Raw genomic sequence first — 21,630 nt, forward strand, 5'->3', positions numbered from 1 at the left:
CGTCGAACGCGACGACGATCCCGCGGCGCGGCGCGCCGTCGCGACGGCGGCCGCGCCACGCGAAGCGGGTTTCGCGCGGCGGCGTGCGCATGCTCATGCCGCAGGTGTCGCGGCGAGGGCTTCCGCGATGCTTGTCGTGCCGTCGTGGACGCGAGCGAGCGCGGCGTCGCGCAGACTGCGCACGCCTTCGGCTGCCGCGCATTGCGCGAGTTCGCCGACGCTCGCCCGTGCGACGATGCGTTCCGCCAGCCCGGGCGATACCGGCATCGTCTGATGCAGGCCGACACGGCCGCGATAGCCGATGCCGTGGCAGGCCGAACAGCCGCGCGCGACGAACGGCCGCCATCCGGCTGCCAGGGCAGCCGGGTCGCAGCCGGCTTCACGCAGGACGGGTACCGGTGCGCCAGAGTGCACGCGGCAGGCGGTGCACAGCCGCCGGACGAGACGCTGCGCGGTGACGAGGTGCAGCGCGGCCGCGAGGTTGTACGGTGCGACACCGATGTCGAGCAGCCGCGCGACGGCGGCCGGCGCGTCGTTCGTGTGCAGCGTCGACAGCACGAGATGGCCGGTCTGCGCGGCCTTGATCGCGACGTCGGCCGTCTCCGCATCGCGAATCTCGCCGACCATGATGATGTCCGGATCCTGCCGCAGCAGCGCGCGCAGTGCGGTCGCGAACGTGAGCCCCGCCTTTTCGGCGACACCGACCTGGCTGATGCCGTCGAGCTGGATCTCGGCGGGATCCTCGACCGTGCAGACGTTGTGGGCGTCGCGATCGAGCATCTGCAGCGCGCAGTAGAGCGACAGCGTCTTGCCGCTGCCGGTCGGGCCCGTGACGAGCACGAGGCCGTGCGGTGCGCGGATCGCAGCCTCCATCGCGGCCGCCTGCTGCGTGTCGAAGCCGAGGCGGGCGAGCGTGAGGTCGGGCGGCAGCGTTTCGAGGCGCCGCAGCACGAGCTTTTCACCGAACAACGTGGGCAGCGAGCTGACCCGGAAGTCGCCGCGCGTACCGCCGTCGATCGCGATGCGCAGCCTGCCGTCCTGCGGGAGCCGCCGCTCGGCGATGTCCATGCGCGCGAGCACCTTGATCCGCGTGACGAGCGCGTCGCGCAGGTGAAGGGGCGGCCGCGCATGTTCGTGCAGCACGCCGTCGATGCGCAGGCGGATGCGCCAGCCGGCTTCGAATGGCTCGACGTGGATGTCGGATGCGTCGCGCACGCGTGCCGTGTGAAGCGTGTCCGTCAGCAGCCGCACGGCCGGCGCATCGTCGAGCTGGGCTGCGTCGAGCGCGCGCGGTGCGGTGGCGGGCGACGCATCGGAGTGGGCGGGCGGCGGCTGCGTGCGCAGCGGCGCCCCGGGAGGAGGGAAATGCATGTGAGCCGGCTCGCTGGCCGCCTGTTGACCGTGACCAGCAGATGGTCGCGCGTCGCAGGCGGCGCCGGCAGTCAGCCGTTCGGCTAGCGCGCGGTGGCGCGTGCGGTGCGCGAGCCGCGCGGCTTGAAGAGCTTGACGGTGCGCACGGCCTGATCGTCGCTGCGCATTACCTCGAGCATCACGTCGCCGATTTTCAGGCACACGTCGTCTTCCGGAATTTCCTCGAGGATTTCGAGCACCAGTCCGTTCAGCGTCTTCGGCCCGTCGGTCGGCAGCTTCAGGTGCAGCCAGCGATTCAGTTCGCGCAGCGGCATGCTCGCCGAGACGATGCATTCGCCGTTCTCGTCCCAGCCGCCCGCGCGTTCGCTGCGCGGCATCGACGTCGTGAATTCGCCGATCAACTCCTCGATGATGTCTTCGGGCGTGACGAGCCCTTCGAGCTCGCCGTACTCGTTGACGACGAGCGCGGTCCGCTGCCGCGTTTCCTGGAAGAACTGGAGCTGCTGGACCACCGGCGTGCCGGACGGCACGTAGTACGGCTCGGCGAGCAGCGTGCGCAGCGTCTCGCGGTCGAACTCCTGGTTGTGCAGCGCGGTCAGCGTCTTGCGGACGTGCAGCACGCCGAGCACCTTGTCGATGTCGCCTTCGTAGACGACGAGCCGGTTGTGATAGCAGGTTTCGATCTGGTGCAGGACGTCGTCGAGCGGTGCGTAGAAGTTGAGCGATTCGATCTGGCGGCGCGGCACCATCACGTCGTCGACCGTGATGTTCTCGAGGTCGAACAGATTGAGCAGGATGCTGCGGTGCTTGGTCGGCATGAAACTGCTCGATTCGAGCACGATGGCCCGCAGCTCGTCGGCGGACATTCGCTGGTCGCGACCCTTCTTCGTATTGATGCGCAGCACCCACAGCACGCCGTTCGCGAGCGCGTTGACGAACCAGACGACCGGCTTGAACACGCGCATCAGCGGCGCGATCACGAGGCTCGCGGGCAGCGCGATGCGTTCGGGGAAGGTCGCGCCGACGATCTTCGGCGCGATTTCCGCGAACACGATGATCAGGAACGCGACGATGCCGGTCGCGATCGACAGCGCAAGGTTGTTGCGGCCGAACGTATGCAGCGCGAGCGACGTCGTCAGAACCGGGATGATCGTGTTGAACAGGTTGTTGCCGATCAGGATCACGCTGAGCAGCAGGTCAGTGCGCGCAAGCAGGCCCTGCGTGGTTTTCGCGCCGAGTGCGCCCTGGCTCGCGAGATGCTTCAGCCGATGGCGGTTGAGCGCCATCATCGCGGTCTCGGAAATGGAAAAGAAGCTGGAACAGAGGAGAAGCAGGAAGACGGCGCCGATTTGCGCCCATAAGGGAATTTGGTCCACGCGTTGGAAAGGGCAGTGAAGGACAGGGATGGAGGGAATATAGCAGAGGCCGGCGACCGCGACGTGTCGTGCGCGACACGAGGGGCCTGCGGCGGCCGGGCAAAAAAAACCGTGCACGGAGTGCACGGTTTTTTACAAATCTGGTCGGGGTGAGAGGATTCGAACCTCCGGCCTCTACGTCCCGAACGTAGCGCTCTACCAGGCTAAGCTACACCCCGATTTGGACTCTTCCGATTTCGCAGTCTTCTTCAAGACCGCTGCGTCGTCGAGCAAGAACATAACTATAACGACGTTTCTTCAAAAAGGGAAGGCCTTGGAGAAGAAATTTTTCGAGACAGGTAATTTGCCCGTGTCGAACGTGCGTCGTCGCAGCGTTGGCGGCGACGCACGGCATGCACTTACGACTGCCGCGACGTCGAGTACGAGCACAGCGCGAGCAGGCTCTCCTTGTAGATCGAATCGGGGAACGCTGCGATCGCCGCCGCTGCCGCCTGTGCTTCCTGCCGTGCGCATTCAAGCGTGTGATCCAGTGCGCCCGAGCGCGTGATCGCTTCGAAGATCGTGTCGAAGCGATCCGTGCCGCCCTGTTCGATCGCCTCGCGTGCCAGCGCCGACTGTTCGGGCGTGCCGCGTTCGATCAGATAGATGAGCGGCAGCGTCGGCTTGCCTTCGCGGAGGTCGTCGCCGGCATTCTTGCCCATTGCCTCGACGGTGCCCGCGTAGTCGAGCCAGTCGTCCATGATCTGGAACGCGGTACCGATCCGGCGGCCGTATTCGGCAGCGGCGGCTTCGGTCGGCGCATCGGCGCCCGCGAGCACGGCGCCCAGACGTGCCGATGCCTCGAACAGCTTGGCCGTCTTGTAGCGGATCACCTGCATGTAGCGCGTTTCGTCGACGTCCGCGTCGTGCATGTTGAGGAGCTGCAGCACCTCGCCTTCGGAAATGATCGTCGTCGCTTCGGACAGGATCTCCATCACGCGCATCTTGCCGACGCCGACCATCATCTCGAACGAGCGCGAATAGAGGTAGTCGCCTACCAGCACGCTCGCCGCGTTGCCGAACAGCGCATTGGCGGTCTGGCGGCCGCGGCGCAATTCGGATTCGTCGACGACGTCGTCATGCAGCAGCGTGGCCGTATGGATGAACTCGACGACGGCGGCCAGCACGTGCCGCTGATGCGACGTCTCGCCGAGTGCGCCGGCGACGAGCAGCAGCAATGCCGGGCGCAGCCGCTTGCCGCCCGCGCCGATGATGTACTCGGCGATCTGGTTGATCAGCAGCACGTCGGACGCGAGGCTTTGCCGGATAACGCGATTCACCTGCTCCATGTCACTGCTGATCGGAGCGAGCAGATGGGCGGCGCTGAGGGTGGGGGAGGCGGTGGACGACGACATGATGATGGAATTGGGTGATGCGGCGGATTATAAGTCGAATCCGAGATATCCCGGTCTGTCACACGTGCCGCAGCCATGAATTTGACCGTTCGGCCGAGGCCTGCGCGCGGCAATCGTCGATCGGTTTTGACTTCGGTGCTAAGCCCATGTATAATCACGTGTTTTCCGCGCGTGGTGTGCGGAAAAATTGGATCCAGAGTGAGGTTCTCAATGTACGCGGTCATAAAAACCGGCGGCAAGCAGTACAAGGTTGCCGTTGGCGAAAAACTCAAAGTAGAACAGATACCGGCTGACATTGACGCTGAAATCACGCTCGACCAGGTTCTCGCAGTGGGCGAAGGCGAATCGATTAAGTTCGGTACGCCGCTGGTCAGTGGGGCTTCCGTCAAGGCCACCGTTGTGTCGCACGGTCGTCATGCCAAGGTCACCATCTTCAAGATGCGTCGCCGGAAGCACTACCAAAAGCACGGCGGCCACCGCCAGAACTACACTGAGCTGCGCATCGACGCGATCAACGCGTAAGCGCCTCGGTAAAGGAGCAATCAGATGGCACACAAAAAGGCAGGCGGCTCTTCCCGGAACGGCCGCGACTCCGAGTCGAAACGTCTCGGCGTGAAAGTGTACGGCGGCCAGGCAATCAATGCCGGCGGCATCATCGTGCGTCAGCGCGGTACGCGCATGCACGCAGGCGAGAACGTCGGCATGGGCAAGGATCACACCCTGTTCGCGCTGGTCGACGGTCACGTCAAGTTCGCGACGAAGGGCGCGGACAAGAAGCATCTGGTCATCGTTGTCCCGGCGGCTGCCTAAGTTCAGGCACCCACGGGCTTCGTAGCCGAAAGGCCCCGCAGTCTTCGCGGGGCCTTTTTTTATTTGGCCGCCGGGCGCATGTGCGTTCCGGTGGCCCTCGCGCAACCGGCGTACGATCGGCCGAACGGCAGATTGTTCAAGCGCGCCGGCGCGCGGCACAATAGCGGAAATACTGGGCGGAGTGACGAATGAAGTTCATTGACGAAGCACGAATCGAAGTCATCGCCGGAGACGGAGGCGATGGCAGTGCGTCGATGCGCCGCGAGAAATTCGTCCCGTTCGGCGGGCCGGACGGCGGCGACGGCGGCCGGGGCGGTAGCGTCTACGCGATCGCCGACCGCAACATCAACACGCTGATCGACTACCGTTACGCGAAGAAGCACCTGGCGCGCAACGGCGAAAACGGGCGCGGCTCGGATTGCTACGGCAAAGGCGGTGACGACGTCACGCTGCGCATGCCGGTCGGCACGATCATCAGCGACATGGATACCGGCGAGCTGATCGCCGACCTGACCGAGCACGACCAGCAGGTGATGCTTGCGCAGGGCGGCGCTGGCGGGCTCGGCAACCTGCATTTCAAGTCGAGCACGAACCGTGCGCCGCGCCAGAAGACGGACGGCAAGCCCGGCGAGCGTCGCATGCTGAAGCTCGAACTGAAGGTGCTTGCCGACGTCGGCCTGCTCGGCATGCCGAACGCTGGCAAGTCGACGTTCATCTCGTCGGTGTCGAACGCAAGGCCGAAGATTGCCGACTACCCGTTCACGACGCTTGCGCCGAATCTCGGCGTGGTGCGCGTGGGCCCGAGCAAGAGCTTCGTGATCGCCGACATCCCGGGGCTGATCGAGGGCGCCGCCGAAGGCGCGGGCCTCGGCCATCAGTTCCTGCGCCACCTGCAGCGCACCGGCGTGCTGCTGCATCTCGTCGATCTCGCGCCGTTCGACGAAAGCGTCGATCCGGTTGCGGAAGCGATGGCGATCGTCGGCGAGCTGCGCAAATACGACGAGGCGCTCTACGAGAAGCCGCGCTGGCTCGTGCTCAACAAACTTGACATGGTGCCGGAAGACGAGCGCAAGGCGCGCGTCGCGGATTTCCTCGAGCGCTTCGAGTGGGATGGCCCCGTGTTCGAGATCTCGGCATTGACCGGCCAGGGTTGTGAAGCGCTGTGCTACGCGATCTACGACTACCTCTCCGAGCATTCGGACGCGCATCGCGCGGCGGAGGCCGAAGATCTCGCGGCGGACGTGCGCTTCCGCGATGCGCCGCCCGGGAAGAGCGATGCAGTGCCGGGCGACGACGCCTGAGTGATTCCGGAACGCGCCGGGCGGGCTGCCCGGCGTCGGCGTTCAATCGCGCCCGGCCGGGCAGGCATCAGATACAGGAGACAGTGCAGGATGCGTTCGATCATCGCGGATTCGAAGCGATTGGTGGTGAAGGTGGGCTCCAGCCTCGTGACCAACGACGGCAAGGGGCTCGATCATGCGGCAATCGGCCGGTGGGCGGCCCAGATCGCCGCGCTGCGCGCCCAGGGAAAGGAAGTCGTGCTCGTCAGTTCGGGCGCGATTGCCGAAGGGATGCAGCGACTCGGCTGGAGCAAGCGGCCGCGGGAAATCGACGAGTTGCAGGCCGCTGCCGCGGTCGGCCAGATGGGGCTCGCGCAGGTCTATGAGAGCCGCTTCACCGAGCACGACATTCGCACCGCACAGATCCTGCTGACACATGCCGACCTGGCGGACCGCGAGCGTTACCTGAATGCACGTTCGACGCTGCTGACGCTGTTGCGGCTGGGCGTCGTGCCGATCATCAACGAGAACGACACGGTCGTCACCGACGAAATCAAGTTCGGCGACAACGACACGCTCGGCGCGCTCGTCGCCAACCTGATCGAAGGCGATGCGCTGATTATCCTCACCGACCAACTGGGGCTGTTCACGGCCGATCCGCGTAAGGATCCGAACGCGACGCTCGTGGCGGAAGCCAGCGCGGGCGCGCCGGAACTCGAGGCGATGGCGGGCGGTGCGGGCTCGAGCCTCGGCCGCGGAGGGATGCTGACGAAGATCCTGGCGGCGAAGCGTGCGGCGCACAGCGGCGCGAATACCGTGATCGCGAGCGGCCGGGAGACCGACGTGCTCGTGCGTCTGGCGGCCGGCGAGGCGATCGGCACGCAACTGGTCGCGCGTACCGCGCGGATGGCGGCGCGCAAGCAGTGGATGGCCGACCATCTTCAGGTGCGTGGCCATGTCGTGATCGACGCGGGCGCGGTCGAGAAGCTGACGGCCGGCGGCAAGAGCCTGCTGCCGATCGGCGTGATCGACGTGCAGGGCGCGTTCGCACGCGGCGAAGTCATCGCGTGTGTCGGCCCAGACGGGCGCGAAGTGGCGCGCGGGCTCACGAACTACAGCAGTGCGGAAACGAAACTGATTCACCGCAAGCCGAGCGGCGAGATCGAATCCGTGCTCGGCTACATGCTGGAGCCCGAACTGATCCATCGCGACAACCTGGTGCTGGTGTGACCATGCGTGCCGGTTCCGGCCGTCAAAAGAAAAAGCCCGCGTGATGCGGGCTTTTTCATGCTGCGGACAGGGGGGCGCGGCGGGCGCCGCGCGCGGTCAGCGCAACTGGCTCATCGCGGTGCGGTGAAACCGGATGTTCTCCAGGATCTGCTGGGTCGAGCCCTGCGGCATCTTGTTCGCGCAGAAGTAGTCCTGATAGAGCGCCGAGTGGTAGGCATTCAGCTCGCCGTTCTCGATGCGCCGCCAGTCGTTCTCGACCGTGCGATCCCAGCCGTCGTGTTCCGAATTCAGGCCGGCATACTGGCGCCATTCGTAGGTGTCGCAGCGGATGCCTTCGTAGTTCACGTTGCGCGCACCGGCCGGGCTCGTGATGACGACTGCGTAGCGCACGACACCGTCGGTGCCGACCGCGAGCGACTTCGCATCGACGAAGAACTTGAGCGGCGTGTTCTGCGATACGTTGAACGGCAGCAGGTCGCCCGTTTGCGGCAGCGGCGGCAGCGAGTCGACCGCGTTTTCCTTCCACGTGCCCTGGCGATCCAGCAGATACACGAACTCGCTGTCATCCTTGTTGGTCGGTGTCTTCGAATTCGCGCAACCTGCCAGCGTGGCCACCGCGGCAATCGATGCGAGCGCGAGAGCAATCGCTTTCAATATGCATTCCTCGTAAAAAAAGGGCGCGACACCAAGGTCGCGCCCGGTCATGCAGTTCGATTCGTCATTTGCCGACGATCACGGGGGGCGGCATCTCGTCGAGCGTGCCCGCTTCCACTTCGATCTCCGAACAGACTACCGATGTGTCGACAATCGTCAGCGTCTGGACCTGCGCACCAATGACGCGCGGATAGCGCGACAAACGCGGCCCGCGCGGCTTTTCGGCTCGCTGCGCCGGGCGGCGCAGGAAGCGCGACAGTTCCGTCAGCGCCAACTGATAGACATCCCGCTTGAACTCGATCACAGCATCGAGCGGCACCCAGTACTCGTTCCAGCGCCACGCATCGAACTCCGGGTGGTCGGTCGCGCGCAAGCAAATGTCGCAATCGCGTCCAACCATCCGCAGCAGGAACCAGATCTGCTTCTGGCCGCGGTAATGACCGCGTACTTCGCGTTTGATGAACTTGTCAGGCACCTCATAACGCAACCAGTCGCGAGTGCGGCCGATTATCTTGACGTGCTCTGGATGCAGGCCCGTTTCCTCGTGCAGTTCCCGGTACATTGCCTGCATGGGGGTCTCGCCGTACTTGATCCCACCTTGAGGAAACTGCCAGGAATGCTCGCGGAGCCGCTTGCCCCAAAACACCTCGTTGCGCGCGTTCAAGAGGATGATGCCGACGTTCGGGCGAAAGCCTTCACGATCCAGCATACAACCACCTTCGAATCCTTTAAAATTGCTTTGATTATAAACAGATAACGGGCGCTGCGCACCGTGACGGAGCGAATCCGCGCGGGGCACACCGGCTGAATTGTCCCTGATTAGTCTGCTAAGTCATCTGCGCCATCGTCGTCCTTCGTTGTTCGCCGCGCGCAGCTTTTTCACCTTGAAACTTTTTCGGGCGCCCCGCCTGGGGGCGCCGTTTTTGGAACCGTCCGCATGAAAGCTTCCCGTTTCTTTATCGGCACCCTGAAAGAAGCACCCGCCGACGCAGAGATCGTCAGCCACAAGCTGATGGTGCGCGCCGGCATGATCCGTCGCGTCGCCGGCGGCATCTATAACTACCTGCCGGTCGGCCTGCGTTCGATTCGCAAGGTCGAGGCGATCGTGCGCGAGGAAATGAACCGGGCGGGCGCCATCGAGCTGCTGATGCCGGCCGTGCAACCAGCCGAGCTGTGGCAGGAATCGGGCCGCTGGGAGCAGTACGGCCCCGAGCTGCTGCGCTTCAAGGACCGCAAGGACAACGACTTCGTGATCGGGCCGACGCACGAGGAAGTCATCACCGACATCGCGCGCAACCAGATCAAGAGCTACCGGCAGATGCCGGTGAACTTCTACCAGATCCAGACGAAGTTCCGCGACGAGATCCGCCCGCGCTTCGGTGTGATGCGCGGCCGCGAATTCATCATGAAGGACGCATATTCGTTCGACAAGGACGCGGCCAGCCTGAACGAGTCGTATCGCAAGATGTACGACGCGTACGTGCGCATCTTCACGCGCCTCGGCCTCGAGTTCCGTGCGGTCGCGGCCGACAGCGGCTCGATCGGCGGCAACTTCTCGCACGAGTTCCACGTGATCGCCGACACCGGTGAAGACGCGATCGCGTACTGCCCGACGTCCGAGTTCGCGGCGAACATCGAGGCGGCCGAAGCGCTGCCGCTGACTGCCGAGCGCGCGGCGCCGGCCGAAGCGATGGAGAAGGTCGCGACGCCCGGCAAGGCGAAGTGCGAAGCCGTCGCCGAACTGCTGGCCATCCCGCTCGAGCGCACGATCAAGTCGATCGTGCTCGCGACCGACAACGAAGGCGCCGAGCCGACCATCTGGCTTGTGATGCTGCGCGGCGATCACGACCTGAACGAGATCAAGGTGTCGAAGCTGCCTGGCCTGAAGAACCACCGCTTCGCGACCGAGCAGGAAATCGTCGAGTGGTTCGGCACGCCGCCGGGCTATCTCGGCCCGGTCGGCACGAAGAAGCCCGTGAAGGTGATCGCGGACCGCACGGTCGCGAACATGAGCGATTTCGTCGTCGGCGCGAACGAGGTCGACTATCACATCGCTGGCGTGAACTGGGGCCGCGACCTGCCCGAGCCGGACGTCGCCGACGTGCGCAACGTGAAGAAGGGCGACCCGTCGCCGGACGGCAAGGGCGAGATCGACATCTGCCGCGGTATCGAGGTCGGCCACGTGTTCCAGCTCGGCACCAAGTATTCGGAAGCGATGGGCGCGACGTTCCTCGACGAGTCGGGCAAGCCGCAGCCGATGCTGATGGGCTGCTACGGCGTCGGCGTCACGCGCATTCTCGGCGCGGCGATCGAGCAGAACTTCGACGACAAGGGCATCATCTGGCCCGAGTCGATCGCGCCGTTCGAGGTCGTGCTGTGCCCGATGGGCTATGACCGCAGCGACATGGTGCGCGAGGCCGCCGACAAGCTGTACGCGGAACTCGTCGCAGCCGGCATCGACGTGATTCTCGATGACCGCGGCGAGCGCCCGGGCGTGATGTTCGCCGACTGGGAGCTGATCGGCGTGCCGCATCGCCTCGTGATCGGCGAGCGCGGCCTGAAGGAAGGCAAGATCGAGTATCAGGGCCGCCGCGACGCCGAAGCGACGCTGCTGCCGGCCGACGCGGCTGCGGCGACGGTCGCGGAGAAGATCCGCGCCGCGCTCGCGCGCTAAGCGCACCGACCGGGGAACGGGGTGGAATACACCTTCCTGTCGGCCACCGTGCTCCTGGTGCTGATCACCGATCCGCTCGGCAACATCCCGCTGTTCATTTCGGCGATGCGGGATGTGCCGCGCGAGCGGCGCGTGAAGCTGATCCTGCGGGAAGTGGGGATCGCGTTCGTGATCCTGCTGTTCTTCATGCTGGTCGGCGACCGTTTCCTGCGGATGATGAGCCTCACCGACCTGTCGCTGCGGCTCGGTGGCGGGATCGTGCTGTTCCTGATCGCGCTGCGGATGATTTTCCCGCATCCGGACGGCGCGCTCGGCAACGATCCGCGTGCGGGCGGCGAGCCGTTCATCGTGCCGCTCGCGATTCCGGCGCTTGCCGGGCCGTCCGCGCTCGCGACGGTGATGCTGCTGACGTCGCAGGGGCCGGGCAAGATGCTCGAGTGGGTCGGCGCGCTGACGGTCACGATGATCGTCTGCGCGGTGACGCTGGTGCTGGCCGAGCGGATCCAGCAATGGATCGGCGAGCGGACCGTCGCGGCGTTCGAGCGGCTGATGGGCCTCGTGCTCGTCGCGATTTCGGTCGAGATGATACTGGGCGGCGTCCGCGCGTTCGTGCACCAGCTGTAGGGTGGGGCGGCACGCACCCAAGGCGCCTGTAAAAAAAGCGGCGCTCCGGGAAACCGGAGCGCCGCTTTCTATTTATATAGTGCGGAGCGGGGCGCTCAGACGTTCGCGGTCAGCGCGCGGATCGTCGGCAGGTTGCGCCAGTAGCCCTTCGCATCCATCCCGCAGCCGAACACGTAGCGGTCCGGCACCGCGAAGCCGCAGAAGTCGGGGTGCAGCGGCTTCGCCTTCGCGAGCGTCTTCTCGCACAGCACGGCGGACATGAAGCGCTTCGCACCCATGTCGAGGATGCGGTCGCGGATCGCGGCCATCGTCTCGCCTTCGTCGAGGATGTCGTCGAGCACGAGCACGATCCGGTCCTTCACCGATTCGCGCGGCGCGACGCGCCAGTGCATCTCCGGGCTGCCCTGCGTCGTGTTGCGGTAGCGGGTCAGGTGGATGTAGTCGAATTCGAGCGGGAAATCGAGGTGCGGCAGCAGCATCCCGGTAAACACCGCGGCGCCGCCCATCACCGAGAGAACGAGCGGGAACGCGTCGCCGATCTCGGCGCGGATCGCGTCGGCCATCCGGGAGATCGACGCATTGACGGCGTCGGCCGAGACGATCTCTTCGGAGTGGTTGAAAATGTGGAGGGCTTCTTCGCGGTTCATGTGTTCTGGCGGGCAGTCGGTATACAAATAAGAATGAAGCAGAACGGCCGGCGCGCGCTACAGCAAAAACCCGCGCGCCGGCCGATGGGCGGAATCAGCGCATGCCGGGCATCATGCCCTTCAGGCCGCGCATCATTTTCTGCATGTTGCCGCCCTTCAGCTTCTTCATCATCGTACGCATCTGGTCGTACTGGTTCAGCATCCGGTTGACTTCCTGCACCGGCACGCCTGCGCCGGCTGCAATGCGGCGCTTGCGCGTCGCCTTGATGATCTCGGGTTTCGCACGCTCGGCGGGCGTCATCGAGCTGATGATGCCTTCCATCCGGCGGATCGACTTCTCGGCCTGGCCCATGTCGGCGCCGGCCGCCGCCTGCTGGAACTGCGCAGGCAGCTTGTCCATCAGCGACGACAGGCCGCCCATGTTCTTCATCTGCGAGATCTGCGCGCGGAAATCGTTCAGGTCGAAGTCGCCGCCTTTCTTGACCTTGTCGGCGAGCTTCTGCGCGGCCTGCACGTCGACGCCGCGCTGCGCCTCCTCGACGAGCGCGAGGATGTCGCCCATGCCGAGGATCCGGTTCGCCATCCGGTCGGGGTGGAACACCTCGAGACCATCGAGCTTCTCGGCCACGCCGACGAACTTGATCGGCTTGCCCGTGACGTGACGCACCGACAGCGCGGCGCCGCCGCGCGAATCGCCGTCGAGCTTGGTCAGCACGACGCCGGTGAGCGGCAGCGTGTCGTTGAACGCCTTCGCGGTGTTGACCGCGTCCTGGCCGAGCATCGCGTCGACGACGAACAGCGTTTCGGCCGGCTTCAGCGTGCCATGCAGCGCGGCGATTTCCTGCATCATCGCCTCGTCGATGCCGAGGCGGCCGGCCGTATCGACAATCAGCACGTCATGGTAGTGGCGCTTCGCCCAGTCGACGGCCGCGACCGCGATGTCGACGGGTTTCTGGTCCGGCGTGGACGGGAAGAAGTCGGCGCCGACCTGTTCGCTCACCGTTTTCAGCTGCATGATTGCGGCCGGGCGATACACGTCGCACGACACGGTCAGCACCTTCTTCTTGTACTTCTCGCGCAGCAGCTTCGCGAGCTTGCCGGCGGTCGTGGTCTTGCCCGCACCCTGCAGGCCGGCCATCAGGATCACCGCGGGCGGCGTGACCGCGAGGTTGAGTTCGGCGGCCTTGCCTTCGTAGTCGCCGCCGATCACGGCGGTCAGTTCCTTCTGGACCACGCCGACCAGCGCCTGACCCGGCGACAGGCTGCTGAGCACTTCTTCGCCGAGCGCCTTTTCCTTGACCTTGGCGATGAATTCGCGGACGACCGGCAGCGAGACGTCGGCCTCCAGCAGCGCGAGACGCACCTCGCGGAGCATCTCCTGCGTGTTCGCCTCAGTGAGCCGGGCCTCGCCGCGCAGCGTCTTGACGACGCGCGCCATCCGTTGAGTGAGATTGTCGAGCATGGGGAGCGATGGACAGTGGGGCCCGAAGGCGCGGCGGAACCGAACAAAGGGAGCCGTCGCGGGAAGGGGGCCTAGTGTAAACTTCGAACATGGATATTGTACTGTATGCCCTCACCGCATTCCTGTACGGCGGCCTCGCCGTCGCAGGCTGGCGCACGCATCGCCAGGGCGCGACGCCGCTCGTCGCGAGCGTGCCGGCCGTGCCGGTTCCCGCGTCCGCCGCGTCCGGGATGAGCGGGGCCGGCCGCGCGCTGCTGTTCGCCGCGCTCGTCGCGCACGGCGTGCTGCTCCACATGACGATTTTTCCGAACGACGCGATGGTGTTCGGCTTCGCGTTCGCGCTGTCCGCGATGTTCTGGCTCGGCGCCGGCATCTACTGGATCGAGAGCTTCTTCTTCCCGCTCGACAGCCTGCGCCTGCTGGTGCTGCCGCTCGCGTGCGGCGCGTCGCTGCTGCCGCTCGTGTTTGGCGGCGTGCGGGTGCTTCCTTATGCCGCAGCACCGCTGTTCAAGCTGCACTTCCTCATCGCGAACATCGCATACGGCCTGTTCGCGATCGCGGCGCTGCACGCGATCCTGATGTTGATGGTCGAGCGGCGCCTGCAGTCGCTGAGGAGCGGCGGGCGCGACGGCTCGACCGGCTGGATCGCGAGCTGGCTCGAGACGCTGCCGCCGCTGCTCACGCTCGAGAAGCTGCTGTTCCGCCTGATCGGTGCCGGCTTCGTGTTGCTCACGCTGACGCTCGCGTCGGGCATCCTGTTCAGCGAGCAGGTCGACGCGCGCGCGCTGCGGCTCGACCACAAGACCGTATTCGCGATCCTGTCGTGGCTGATGTTCGGCGGCCTGCTGGTCGCCCGCAAGACCTCGGGCTGGCGTGGTCGTGGCGCCGCGCGCTGGGTGCTCGTGTCGTTCGCCGCGCTGCTGCTCGCGTATGTCGGCAGCCGGTTCGTTTTCGAGGTGCTGCTGCACCGTTCCGTGGTTTGACCGCAGGTTTCCGATGCGACAGATTCTTCTTCTGATTCTTCTCTTCTTCGCGGGTTCGTGGATCGCGCGCAAGCTGCGCCAGGCCCAGGAGCACGCGCAGGCGCGCACCGGTCGCGGCGGCGGTTACGACGGTACCCCCGGCGCCGGCGGCGCTGGCGCGGCGCGCCCGAACGGCGACGCGCGGTCGCTGCCCGAGCCGATGGTGCGCTGCGCCGAATGCGGCGTGCATGCGCCGAAGGGCGACGCCGTCGCCGCGGGTGGCGAATACTTCTGCAGTGCCGACCACGCGAAGCGCCACGCCGCGCGTACGAGCGGTCACGACGCACGATGAGCGACGCGCCGCTGCTGTCGGTCGACGCGAACGGCTGGGTGCGCGAAGCGCGCCACGCGCCGTCGCCGAACTTCGAGGGGCGGCCCGCGGGTGCGGTGCCGACGCTCGTGGTCGTCCACAACATCAGCCTGCCACCCGGCGAATTCGGCGGTGACGCGATCGAGGCGCTGTTCCTGAATCGTCTCGACTGCGATGCGCACCCCTATTACCAGAGCCACCTGCGCGACGTGCGCGTGTCCGCGCACTTCCTGATCCGCCGCAGCGGCGAACTCGTGCAGTTCGTGTCGTGCGACGAGCGTGCATGGCACGCGGGCTCCTCCGAATTCTTCGGCCGGCCGCGCTGCAACGACTTCTCCATCGGCATCGAGCTCGAAGGCGCGGACGACGTGCCGTTCGACGACGCGCAGTATGCGATGCTCGCCGCGCTTACCCGCACGCTCGCGGCGCGCTACCCGGTCGACGCGTTCGCGGGGCACTCGGACGTCGCGCCGGGCCGCAAGACCGACCCGGGCCCGCATTTCGATTGGCAACGCTTCGCGAGCGATGCCGGTTTTTCCGCCGGATACTTTCCTTTCCGTCAGCACTGATCGCGGGGTTTTTTGACCGGAGAAAGTTTTTTCTCCGACCAATGCCTTGTCGTGTCTGCGCGTGAGCGATGTCAAGACCTCCATCGCAAATTATCCGTTTTGACGTCCTCCGAATGTCCACTATACTTGGTGCCAGTTGAGCAGTTCTGCACTAGATATAGTGTGTGTCGCAGGGGAAACCCGAGCGGCACCGGCCGGCGGGCAACGCCGGCGGACAGGGTTCTCAGGGCGGCGCGTCAGGCCGGGCGGTCCGGGCGTCGCGATCAGCGCAGCGAACTTCGACGGGGCAGGGTACACATGACGAAGCACACGACCGGATCGGTTGTCGCGCATCGACCGAACCGGCTTCCCCGGCGCATCGCTCGCCTCTTACCGCTCGCGCACCGCGTTGCGCAGCGTTCGTTTTAATCCGCGGTTCTCTCCGCACCATCCAACACCAGGAGCTTTGCACATGCAAACCACCGACAACGCGACGTCCCAGTACGAGAGCGCCTCGAGCCGTCCGCTCGGCGGGACCGAACAGGGCGCGAAGGCGCTCGCGCCGCAGGCCACGTTCGCCGACTACAAGGTGATCCGCCGCAACGGCAGCGTCGTGTCGTTTGAACCTTCGAAGATCGCGATCGCGGTGACCAAGGCTTTCCTGGCCGTCAATGGCGGGCAGGGCGCGGCATCGGCGCGCGTGCGCGAGCAGGTCGAGCAACTGACGCACAACGTCGTGCGCGCGCTCGTGCGCAGCCGCCCGAACGGCGGTACGTTCCATATCGAAGACATCCAGGACCAGGTCGAACTCGCGCTGATGCGCGGCGGCGAGCACAACGTCGCGCGTGCGTACGTGCTGTATCGCGAGAAGCGTCACCTCGAGCGCCAGCATGCGGGCGAGGAAGCAGCGGCAGCAGGCGGCGACGCGAGCACCGGCATCAACGTCGTCGACAACGGCGTCACGCGCCCGCTCGATCTGAACGCGCTGCGCGCGCTGATCGTGTCGGCATGCGACGGCCTCGGCGCTGCGGTTAACCCTGACCCGATCGTCGCCGAAACGGTGAAGAACCTGTACGACGGCGTGCCGATGAGCCAGGTCTACGACTCGGCGATCCTGGCTGCACGCACGATGATCGAGAAGGATCCGGCATACAGTCAGGTCACGGCTCGCATCCTGCTGCACACGATCCGCCGCGAGATCCTCGGCGAGGAAGTCGTCCAGGCCGAGATGTCGGCCCGTTACGCGGAATACTTCCCGCAGTTCCTGAAGCGCGGCGTCGACGCCGGCCTGCTCGACGACAAGCTGCTGCAGTTCGACCTGAAGCGCCTCGGCGAAGCGCTCGACGCGAACCGCGACCTGCAGTTCGGCTACCTCGGCCTGCAGACGCTGTACGACCGCTACTTCCTGCACGTCGAAGGCACCCGCATCGAAATGCCGCAGGCATTCTTCATGCGCGTCGCGATGGGCCTGTCGTTGAACGAGATCGACCGCGAAACGCGCGCGATCGAGTTCTACAACGTGCTGTCCAGCTTCGACTTCATGAGCTCGACACCGACGCTGTTCAACTCGGGCACGCACCGCTCGCAGCTGTCGTCGTGCTACCTGACGACGGTCGCGGACGATCTCGACGGCATCTATGAAGCGCTAAAGGAAAACGCGCTGCTGTCGAAGTTCGCCGGCGGCCTGGGCAACGACTGGACGCGCGTACGTGCACTCGGCTCGCATATCAAGGGCACGAACGGCAAGTCGCAAGGCGTGGTCCCGTTCCTGAAGGTCGTCAACGACACGGCCGTCGCGGTCAACCAGGGCGGCAAGCGCAAGGGCGCGGTCTGCGCGTACCTCGAATCGTGGCACCTCGACATCGAGGAGTTCCTGGAGCTGCGCAAGAACACGGGCGACGACCGCCGCCGTACGCACGACATGAACACGGCGAACTGGATTCCCGACCTGTTCATGAAGCGCGTGATGGAAGGCGGCGACTGGACGCTGTTCTCGCCGTCGACCTGCCCGGACCTGCACGACAAGTTCGGCGCGGAATTCGAGGCGGCTTACACGGCTTACGAAGACAAGGTCGCGCGCGGCGAGATCAAGCTGTTCAAGAAGATCCCGGCGGCGCAGCTGTGGCGCAAGATGCTCGGCATGCTGTTCGAGACGGGCCACCCGTGGATCACGTTCAAGGATCCGTGCAACATCCGCTCGCCGCAGCAGCACGTTGGCGTCGTCCACTCGTCGAACCTGTGCACGGAAATCACGCTGAACACGAGCGACACCGAAATCGCGGTGTGCAACCTCGGCTCGGTGAACCTCGTCGCCCACCTGGTGAAGCAGGCCGACGGCAGCTACGCGCTCGACCACGACAAGCTGAAGCGCACGATCAGCGTCGCGATGCGGATGCTCGACAACGTGATCGACATCAACTACTACGCGGTGGCGAAGGCGCGTAACTCGAACCTGAAGCACCGCCCGGTCGGCATGGGCATCATGGGTTTCCAGGACTGCCTGCACCTGCTGCGCACGCCGTACGCGTCGGAAGCGGCCGTCGAGTTCGCCGACCGTTCGATGGAAGCGGTCTGCTACTACGCGTACCACGCGTCGACCGAGCTGGCCGAGGAACGCGGCCGCTACTCGAGCTACCGCGGTTCGCTGTGGGATCGCGGCATCCTCCCGCAGGACACGCTGAAGCTGCTCGCCGAAGCGCGCGGGGGCTACGTCGAGGTCGACACATCCGAATCGCTCGACTGGACGTCGCTGCGTTCGCGGATCGCCACGCACGGCATGCGCAACTCGAACTGCGTCGCGATCGCGCCGACGGCGACGATCTCGAACATCATCGGCGTGTCGGCATGTATCGAGCCGACTTTCCAGAACCTGTACGTGAAGTCGAACCTGTCGGGCGAATTCACGGTGGTGAACGAGTTCCTCGTCCGCGACCTGAAGGAACGCGGCCTGTGGGACGAGGTGATGGTCTCCGACCTGAAGTACTTCGACGGCATGCTGTCGCGCATCGACCGCATCCCGGCCGACCTGCGCGCGATCTACGCGACCGCGTTCGAAGTCGACCCGACGTGGCTGGTCGAAGCGGCATCGCGTCGCCAGAAGTGGATCGACCAGGCGCAGTCGCTGAACATCTACATGGGCGGCGCGTCGGGCAAGAAGCTCGACGAGGTCTACAAGCTCGCATGGCTGCGCGGCCTGAAGACGACCTACTACCTCCGCACGATGGCGGCGACGCACGTCGAGAAGTCGACGGTCGCACACGGCGCGCTGAACGCAGTGCCGACGAGCGGCGGTTCGAGCAGCGGCGGCGCGCAAGGCGCAGCCGGCGGCTTCGGCGCGGCAGGCGGCGCAGCATCGTCGTCGGGCGCAGTCGACGCCGCACCGGCACTCGCGCCGGTCGAGGCAGATGGTCCGGTGTGCACGATGCGTCCGGGCGATCCCGGCTTCGACGAATGCGAAGCGTGCCAGTAACGCTGTGCGCCTGACCTGAGAAGAAGGTCAGCGCGGCGCACACGACGACCGATCGAGGTTGAAGTGTGCGCCGCTCTCAACTAAAAAAATGATAAGGAATCTGTAACGCGGCACCTGCGTTGCAGGCAGTGACAAGCGATCGAAACATCCCCGGCGACGTCGCGTTTCGATCAGCGTTCGATGCGTCGAGCGCACCTCGCGATACACGCGCGACACACGTCGCGCGCTGCATGAACGACGATGCGTTGCTCAAAGTGTTGTATCGAGGTCGCAACGCGAATCGAAAAAAGGATTTTTCGTGAGCGAACCCTTTTATCGCTCAGGAAAAGATGGTACAAACCGTTCTAAATTGATGGTGAGAATTTATGCTCAACTGGGATGACGAGAAGACTGCCGTAACTCCCGCGAGCGGAGCGCAGCAAAACGCGATGCGCACCTCCGCAGGAATGGCTGTCGGACTGCAGGCTGCAACGCCTGCCGCCCATCAGGTTCGTGACATTTTCGAAGGCGATCTTGCGGTGCCGCCGCAAGCATCGGCCGTTCCCGCCGGCGGTTCGGAAGCGCGGGTCAATGTCGCCGACAAGCGCATCATCAACGGCCAGACTGACGTCAATCAGCTGGTGCCGTTCAAGTACAAGTGGGCGTGGGAAAAGTATCTGGCCGGTTGCGCGAACCACTGGATGCCGCAGGAAATCAATATGTCCCGCGACATCGCTCTGTGGAAGGACCCGAACGGTCTGACCGAGGACGAGCGCCGCATCGTGAAGCGCAACCTCGGCTTCTTCGTGACGGCCGATTCGCTCGCGGCGAACAACATCGTGCTCGGCACGTACCGCCACATCACGGCGCCCGAGTGCCGGCAGTTCCTGCTGCGCCAGGCGTTCGAAGAGGCGATCCACACGCACGCGTACCAATACATTGTCGAATCGCTCGGTCTCGACGAAGGCGAGATCTTCAACGCGTACCACGAGGTCACGTCGATCCGGGCGAAGGACGAATTCCTGATCCCGTTCATCCACACGCTGACGGATCCGGCCTTCAAGACCGGCACGCTCGAAGCGGATCAGAAGCTGCTGAAGTCGCTGATCGTGTTCGCCTGCATCATGGAAGGCCTGTTCTTCTATGTCGGGTTCACGCAGATCCTCGCGCTCGGCCGCCAGAACAAGATGACGGGTGCTGCAGAGCAATATCAGTACATCCTGCGCGACGAGTCGATGCACTGCAACTTCGGCATCGACCTGATCAACCAGATCAAGCTCGAGAATCCGCATCTCTGGACCGCCGAATTCCGCGCCGAGATCCGCGAGCTGTTCAAGCAGGCTGTCGAACTCGAATACCGCTACGCCGAGGACACGATGCCGCGCGGCGTGCTGGGTTTGAACGCGTCGATGTTCAAGAGCTATCTGCGCTTCATCAGCAACCGCCGTTGCCAGCAGATCGGCCTCGATCCGCTGTACCCGAACGAGGAAAACCCGTTCCCGTGGATGAGCGAGATGATCGACCTGAAGAAGGAACGCAACTTCTTCGAGACGCGTGTGATCGAGTATCAGACGGGCGGCGCGCTGTCCTGGGAATAACCCGCAGCAGCGAACCCGTCACATGATGGAGCAGCCGGCGGCCTCTCGGCCCCGGCCCAAGGTTTAGGAGCAAGAACGCCTGATGCAAAGCATGCCCGGTGCCTTAACGGCCCAACGACACGACAGGCACTTTGCGAACCCTTCAGTGGGATGGGCAAACTTCCCTCCGGAAAAAGCGGACGGCCGTGTGGCGGTCCGCTTGATCAAGCGATTAGGGGTAGCGGCGCGAGGTGCGCCGGCTACCGACTTGATTTGGCGCGCGAGGCCGGGTGGTCACGCGCGCCATACCGTATTCATTAGCGTAAGCGCGTGGTATCCGCGTACGCCGATGAATAGCCCGCTTCGAAGCGCACGTCCTGAACAGCGTCCGCGGGAAGCGGGTTTTGACGAAGGGTGTAGTTTGAACTGACTCTCATCTGAACCTGAAGGAGAACAACATGGCTACCGCCAAGAAAAAACCGGCTGCTAAGAAGGTCGCTGCCAAGAAGACCGTTGCGAAGAAGGCTGCTGCTCCGGCGAAGAAGGCCGCTGCAGTGAAGAAGGTTGCTGCGAAGAAGGTCGCGGTGAAGAAGGTTGCCGCGAAGAAGGCAGCACCGGCTAAGAAGGCCGCAGCGAAGAAGGTTGCTGCAAAGAAGGTCGCAACGAAAAAGGTTGCAGCCAAGAAGGTCGCAGTGAAGAAGGTTGCTGCGAAGAAGGCCGCACCGGCGAAGAAGGCCGCAGCGAAGAAGGTTGCAGCCAAGAAAGTCGCAGTGAAGAAGGTTGCTGCGAAGAAGGCCGCACCGGCGAAGAAGGCTGCTGCGAAGAAGGCCGCGCCGGCTAAGAAGGCTGCTGCCAAGAAGGCTGCGCCTGCGAAGAAGGCTGCCGCGAAGAAGGCTGCGCCTGCTGCGAAGAAGGCTGCCCCTGCGAAGAAGGCCGCTGCGCCTGCTGCGAAGAAGGCTGCTGCTCCGGCCGCCAAGAAGGCTGCGGCTCCGAAGAAGGTTGCTGCTCCGAAGAAGGCCGTCGTGAAGAAGGCTGCACCGGCAACGACCGCGTCGACCGCATCGGTTGCGCCGGCATCGGGCGTGAAGACCGCGCTCAACCCGGCAGCGGCATGGCCGTTCCCGACCGGCAGCCGTCCGTAATCGAGGCTGACCTGCACTACCCGGACACTCACGTGGTGTCCGTGGGTTGAGTAGCGCTACT

20 protein-coding genes and 1 tRNA gene are annotated in these 21,630 nt (G+C 64.9%); 13 read left to right on the forward strand and 8 right to left on the reverse strand.

Annotated features, from left to right (window positions below; all coding sequences use genetic code 11):
• Positions 1 to 93: 93 nt before the first annotated feature.
• The 4 genes from G3N64_RS18440 to G3N64_RS18455 all read right to left on the reverse strand — a co-directional run bounded on the left by G3N64_RS18440 (position 94) and on the right by G3N64_RS18455 (position 4,141).
• On the reverse strand, positions 94 to 1,371 hold the full coding sequence (locus G3N64_RS18440; RefSeq protein ID WP_205785222.1) for an ATPase, T2SS/T4P/T4SS family: 1,278 nt from the start codon (positions 1,369 to 1,371) through the stop codon (positions 94 to 96).
• Positions 1,372 to 1,454: 83 nt separating this feature from the next.
• Complete coding sequence (locus G3N64_RS18445) at positions 1,455 to 2,747, reverse strand: HlyC/CorC family transporter (RefSeq protein WP_205785223.1); 1,293 nt, start codon at positions 2,745 to 2,747, stop codon at positions 1,455 to 1,457.
• Positions 2,748 to 2,888: 141 nt separating this feature from the next.
• A tRNA-Pro gene (locus tag G3N64_RS18450) sits at positions 2,889 to 2,965 on the reverse strand.
• Between the two features lie 180 nt (positions 2,966 to 3,145).
• On the reverse strand, positions 3,146 to 4,141 hold the full coding sequence (locus G3N64_RS18455) for a polyprenyl synthetase family protein (protein WP_174972131.1): 996 nt from the start codon (positions 4,139 to 4,141) through the stop codon (positions 3,146 to 3,148).
• Between the two features lie 210 nt (positions 4,142 to 4,351).
• Here G3N64_RS18455 and rplU point away from each other — a divergent pair, with 210 nt between their 5' ends.
• The 4 genes from rplU (at position 4,352) to proB (ending at position 7,461) form a co-directional block, all read left to right on the forward strand.
• The gene (gene rplU, locus G3N64_RS18460) at positions 4,352 to 4,663 is read left to right on the forward strand and encodes a 50S ribosomal protein L21 (RefSeq protein WP_006025184.1); all 312 of its coding nucleotides are present in this window, start codon (positions 4,352 to 4,354) and stop codon (positions 4,661 to 4,663) included.
• Between the two features lie 24 nt (positions 4,664 to 4,687).
• The gene (gene rpmA, locus G3N64_RS18465; protein ID WP_006476999.1) at positions 4,688 to 4,951 is read left to right on the forward strand and encodes a 50S ribosomal protein L27; all 264 of its coding nucleotides are present in this window, start codon (positions 4,688 to 4,690) and stop codon (positions 4,949 to 4,951) included.
• Positions 4,952 to 5,139: 188 nt separating this feature from the next.
• Complete coding sequence (gene obgE, locus G3N64_RS18470; protein ID WP_205785224.1) at positions 5,140 to 6,252, forward strand: GTPase ObgE; 1,113 nt, start codon at positions 5,140 to 5,142, stop codon at positions 6,250 to 6,252.
• A gap of 90 nt (positions 6,253 to 6,342) precedes the next feature.
• A complete protein-coding gene (gene proB / locus G3N64_RS18475) occupies positions 6,343 to 7,461 on the forward strand; it encodes a glutamate 5-kinase (protein ID WP_205785225.1) in 1,119 nt (372 codons plus the stop codon).
• A 96-nt stretch (positions 7,462 to 7,557) separates the two neighbouring features.
• On the opposite strand, the gene G3N64_RS18480 is transcribed toward proB, so the two are convergent.
• Positions 7,558 to 8,166, reverse strand: coding sequence for a CNP1-like family protein (locus G3N64_RS18480; protein ID WP_205785226.1), 609 nt, complete (start codon positions 8,164 to 8,166; stop codon positions 7,558 to 7,560).
• A 13-nt stretch (positions 8,167 to 8,179) separates the two neighbouring features.
• Complete coding sequence (locus G3N64_RS18485; RefSeq protein ID WP_205785227.1) at positions 8,180 to 8,824, reverse strand: RNA pyrophosphohydrolase; 645 nt, start codon at positions 8,822 to 8,824, stop codon at positions 8,180 to 8,182.
• Between the two features lie 228 nt (positions 8,825 to 9,052).
• Here G3N64_RS18485 and G3N64_RS18490 point away from each other — a divergent pair, with 228 nt between their 5' ends.
• Together G3N64_RS18490 and G3N64_RS18495 are read left to right on the forward strand one after the other, a co-directional pair.
• Complete coding sequence (locus G3N64_RS18490; RefSeq protein WP_205785228.1) at positions 9,053 to 10,789, forward strand: proline--tRNA ligase; 1,737 nt, start codon at positions 9,053 to 9,055, stop codon at positions 10,787 to 10,789.
• Positions 10,790 to 10,810: 21 nt separating this feature from the next.
• Positions 10,811 to 11,413, forward strand: a complete 603-nt coding sequence (locus G3N64_RS18495; protein ID WP_174972123.1) for a MarC family protein — start codon at positions 10,811 to 10,813, stop codon at positions 11,411 to 11,413.
• Positions 11,414 to 11,508: 95 nt separating this feature from the next.
• Here G3N64_RS18495 and G3N64_RS18500 read toward each other — a convergent pair whose 3' ends face one another.
• Both G3N64_RS18500 and ffh read right to left on the reverse strand, forming a co-directional pair.
• On the reverse strand, positions 11,509 to 12,060 hold the full coding sequence (locus tag G3N64_RS18500) for a hypoxanthine-guanine phosphoribosyltransferase (protein WP_205785229.1): 552 nt from the start codon (positions 12,058 to 12,060) through the stop codon (positions 11,509 to 11,511).
• A 94-nt stretch (positions 12,061 to 12,154) separates the two neighbouring features.
• Positions 12,155 to 13,522 (reverse strand): signal recognition particle protein, encoded by a 1,368-nt coding sequence (ffh, locus tag G3N64_RS18505; protein ID WP_205785230.1) that lies wholly within the window; start codon positions 13,520 to 13,522, stop codon positions 12,155 to 12,157.
• 89 nt (positions 13,523 to 13,611) lie between these two features.
• On the opposite strand from ffh, the gene ccsA reads away from it, so the two are divergent.
• From ccsA to G3N64_RS18540, 7 genes are all read left to right on the forward strand, one after another.
• The gene (gene ccsA / locus G3N64_RS18510) at positions 13,612 to 14,505 is read left to right on the forward strand and encodes a cytochrome c biogenesis protein CcsA (protein WP_085042265.1); all 894 of its coding nucleotides are present in this window, start codon (positions 13,612 to 13,614) and stop codon (positions 14,503 to 14,505) included.
• 13 nt (positions 14,506 to 14,518) lie between these two features.
• Positions 14,519 to 14,836, forward strand: coding sequence for a PP0621 family protein (locus tag G3N64_RS18515; RefSeq protein WP_205785231.1), 318 nt, complete (start codon positions 14,519 to 14,521; stop codon positions 14,834 to 14,836).
• Positions 14,833 to 15,423 (forward strand): 1,6-anhydro-N-acetylmuramyl-L-alanine amidase AmpD, encoded by a 591-nt coding sequence (ampD, locus tag G3N64_RS18520; RefSeq protein ID WP_205785232.1) that lies wholly within the window; start codon positions 14,833 to 14,835, stop codon positions 15,421 to 15,423. Before G3N64_RS18515 ends, ampD begins: the two co-directional genes overlap by 4 nt.
• A 451-nt stretch (positions 15,424 to 15,874) precedes the next feature.
• The gene (locus G3N64_RS18525) at positions 15,875 to 18,871 is read left to right on the forward strand and encodes a ribonucleoside-diphosphate reductase subunit alpha (RefSeq protein WP_205785233.1); all 2,997 of its coding nucleotides are present in this window, start codon (positions 15,875 to 15,877) and stop codon (positions 18,869 to 18,871) included.
• Between the two features lie 365 nt (positions 18,872 to 19,236).
• Positions 19,237 to 20,448, forward strand: coding sequence for a ribonucleotide-diphosphate reductase subunit beta (locus tag G3N64_RS18530; protein ID WP_205785234.1), 1,212 nt, complete (start codon positions 19,237 to 19,239; stop codon positions 20,446 to 20,448).
• An 82-nt stretch (positions 20,449 to 20,530) separates the two neighbouring features.
• On the forward strand, positions 20,531 to 20,857 hold the full coding sequence (locus tag G3N64_RS18535; protein ID WP_080982133.1) for a hypothetical protein: 327 nt from the start codon (positions 20,531 to 20,533) through the stop codon (positions 20,855 to 20,857).
• A 28-nt stretch (positions 20,858 to 20,885) separates the two neighbouring features.
• Complete coding sequence (locus G3N64_RS18540; protein WP_205785235.1) at positions 20,886 to 21,569, forward strand: histone H1-like DNA-binding protein; 684 nt, start codon at positions 20,886 to 20,888, stop codon at positions 21,567 to 21,569.
• Positions 21,570 to 21,630: the final 61 nt, after the last annotated feature.

Source organism: Burkholderia sp. Ac-20344 (genome assembly GCF_017104975.1).
Lineage (GTDB): Bacteria > Pseudomonadota > Gammaproteobacteria > Burkholderiales > Burkholderiaceae > Burkholderia.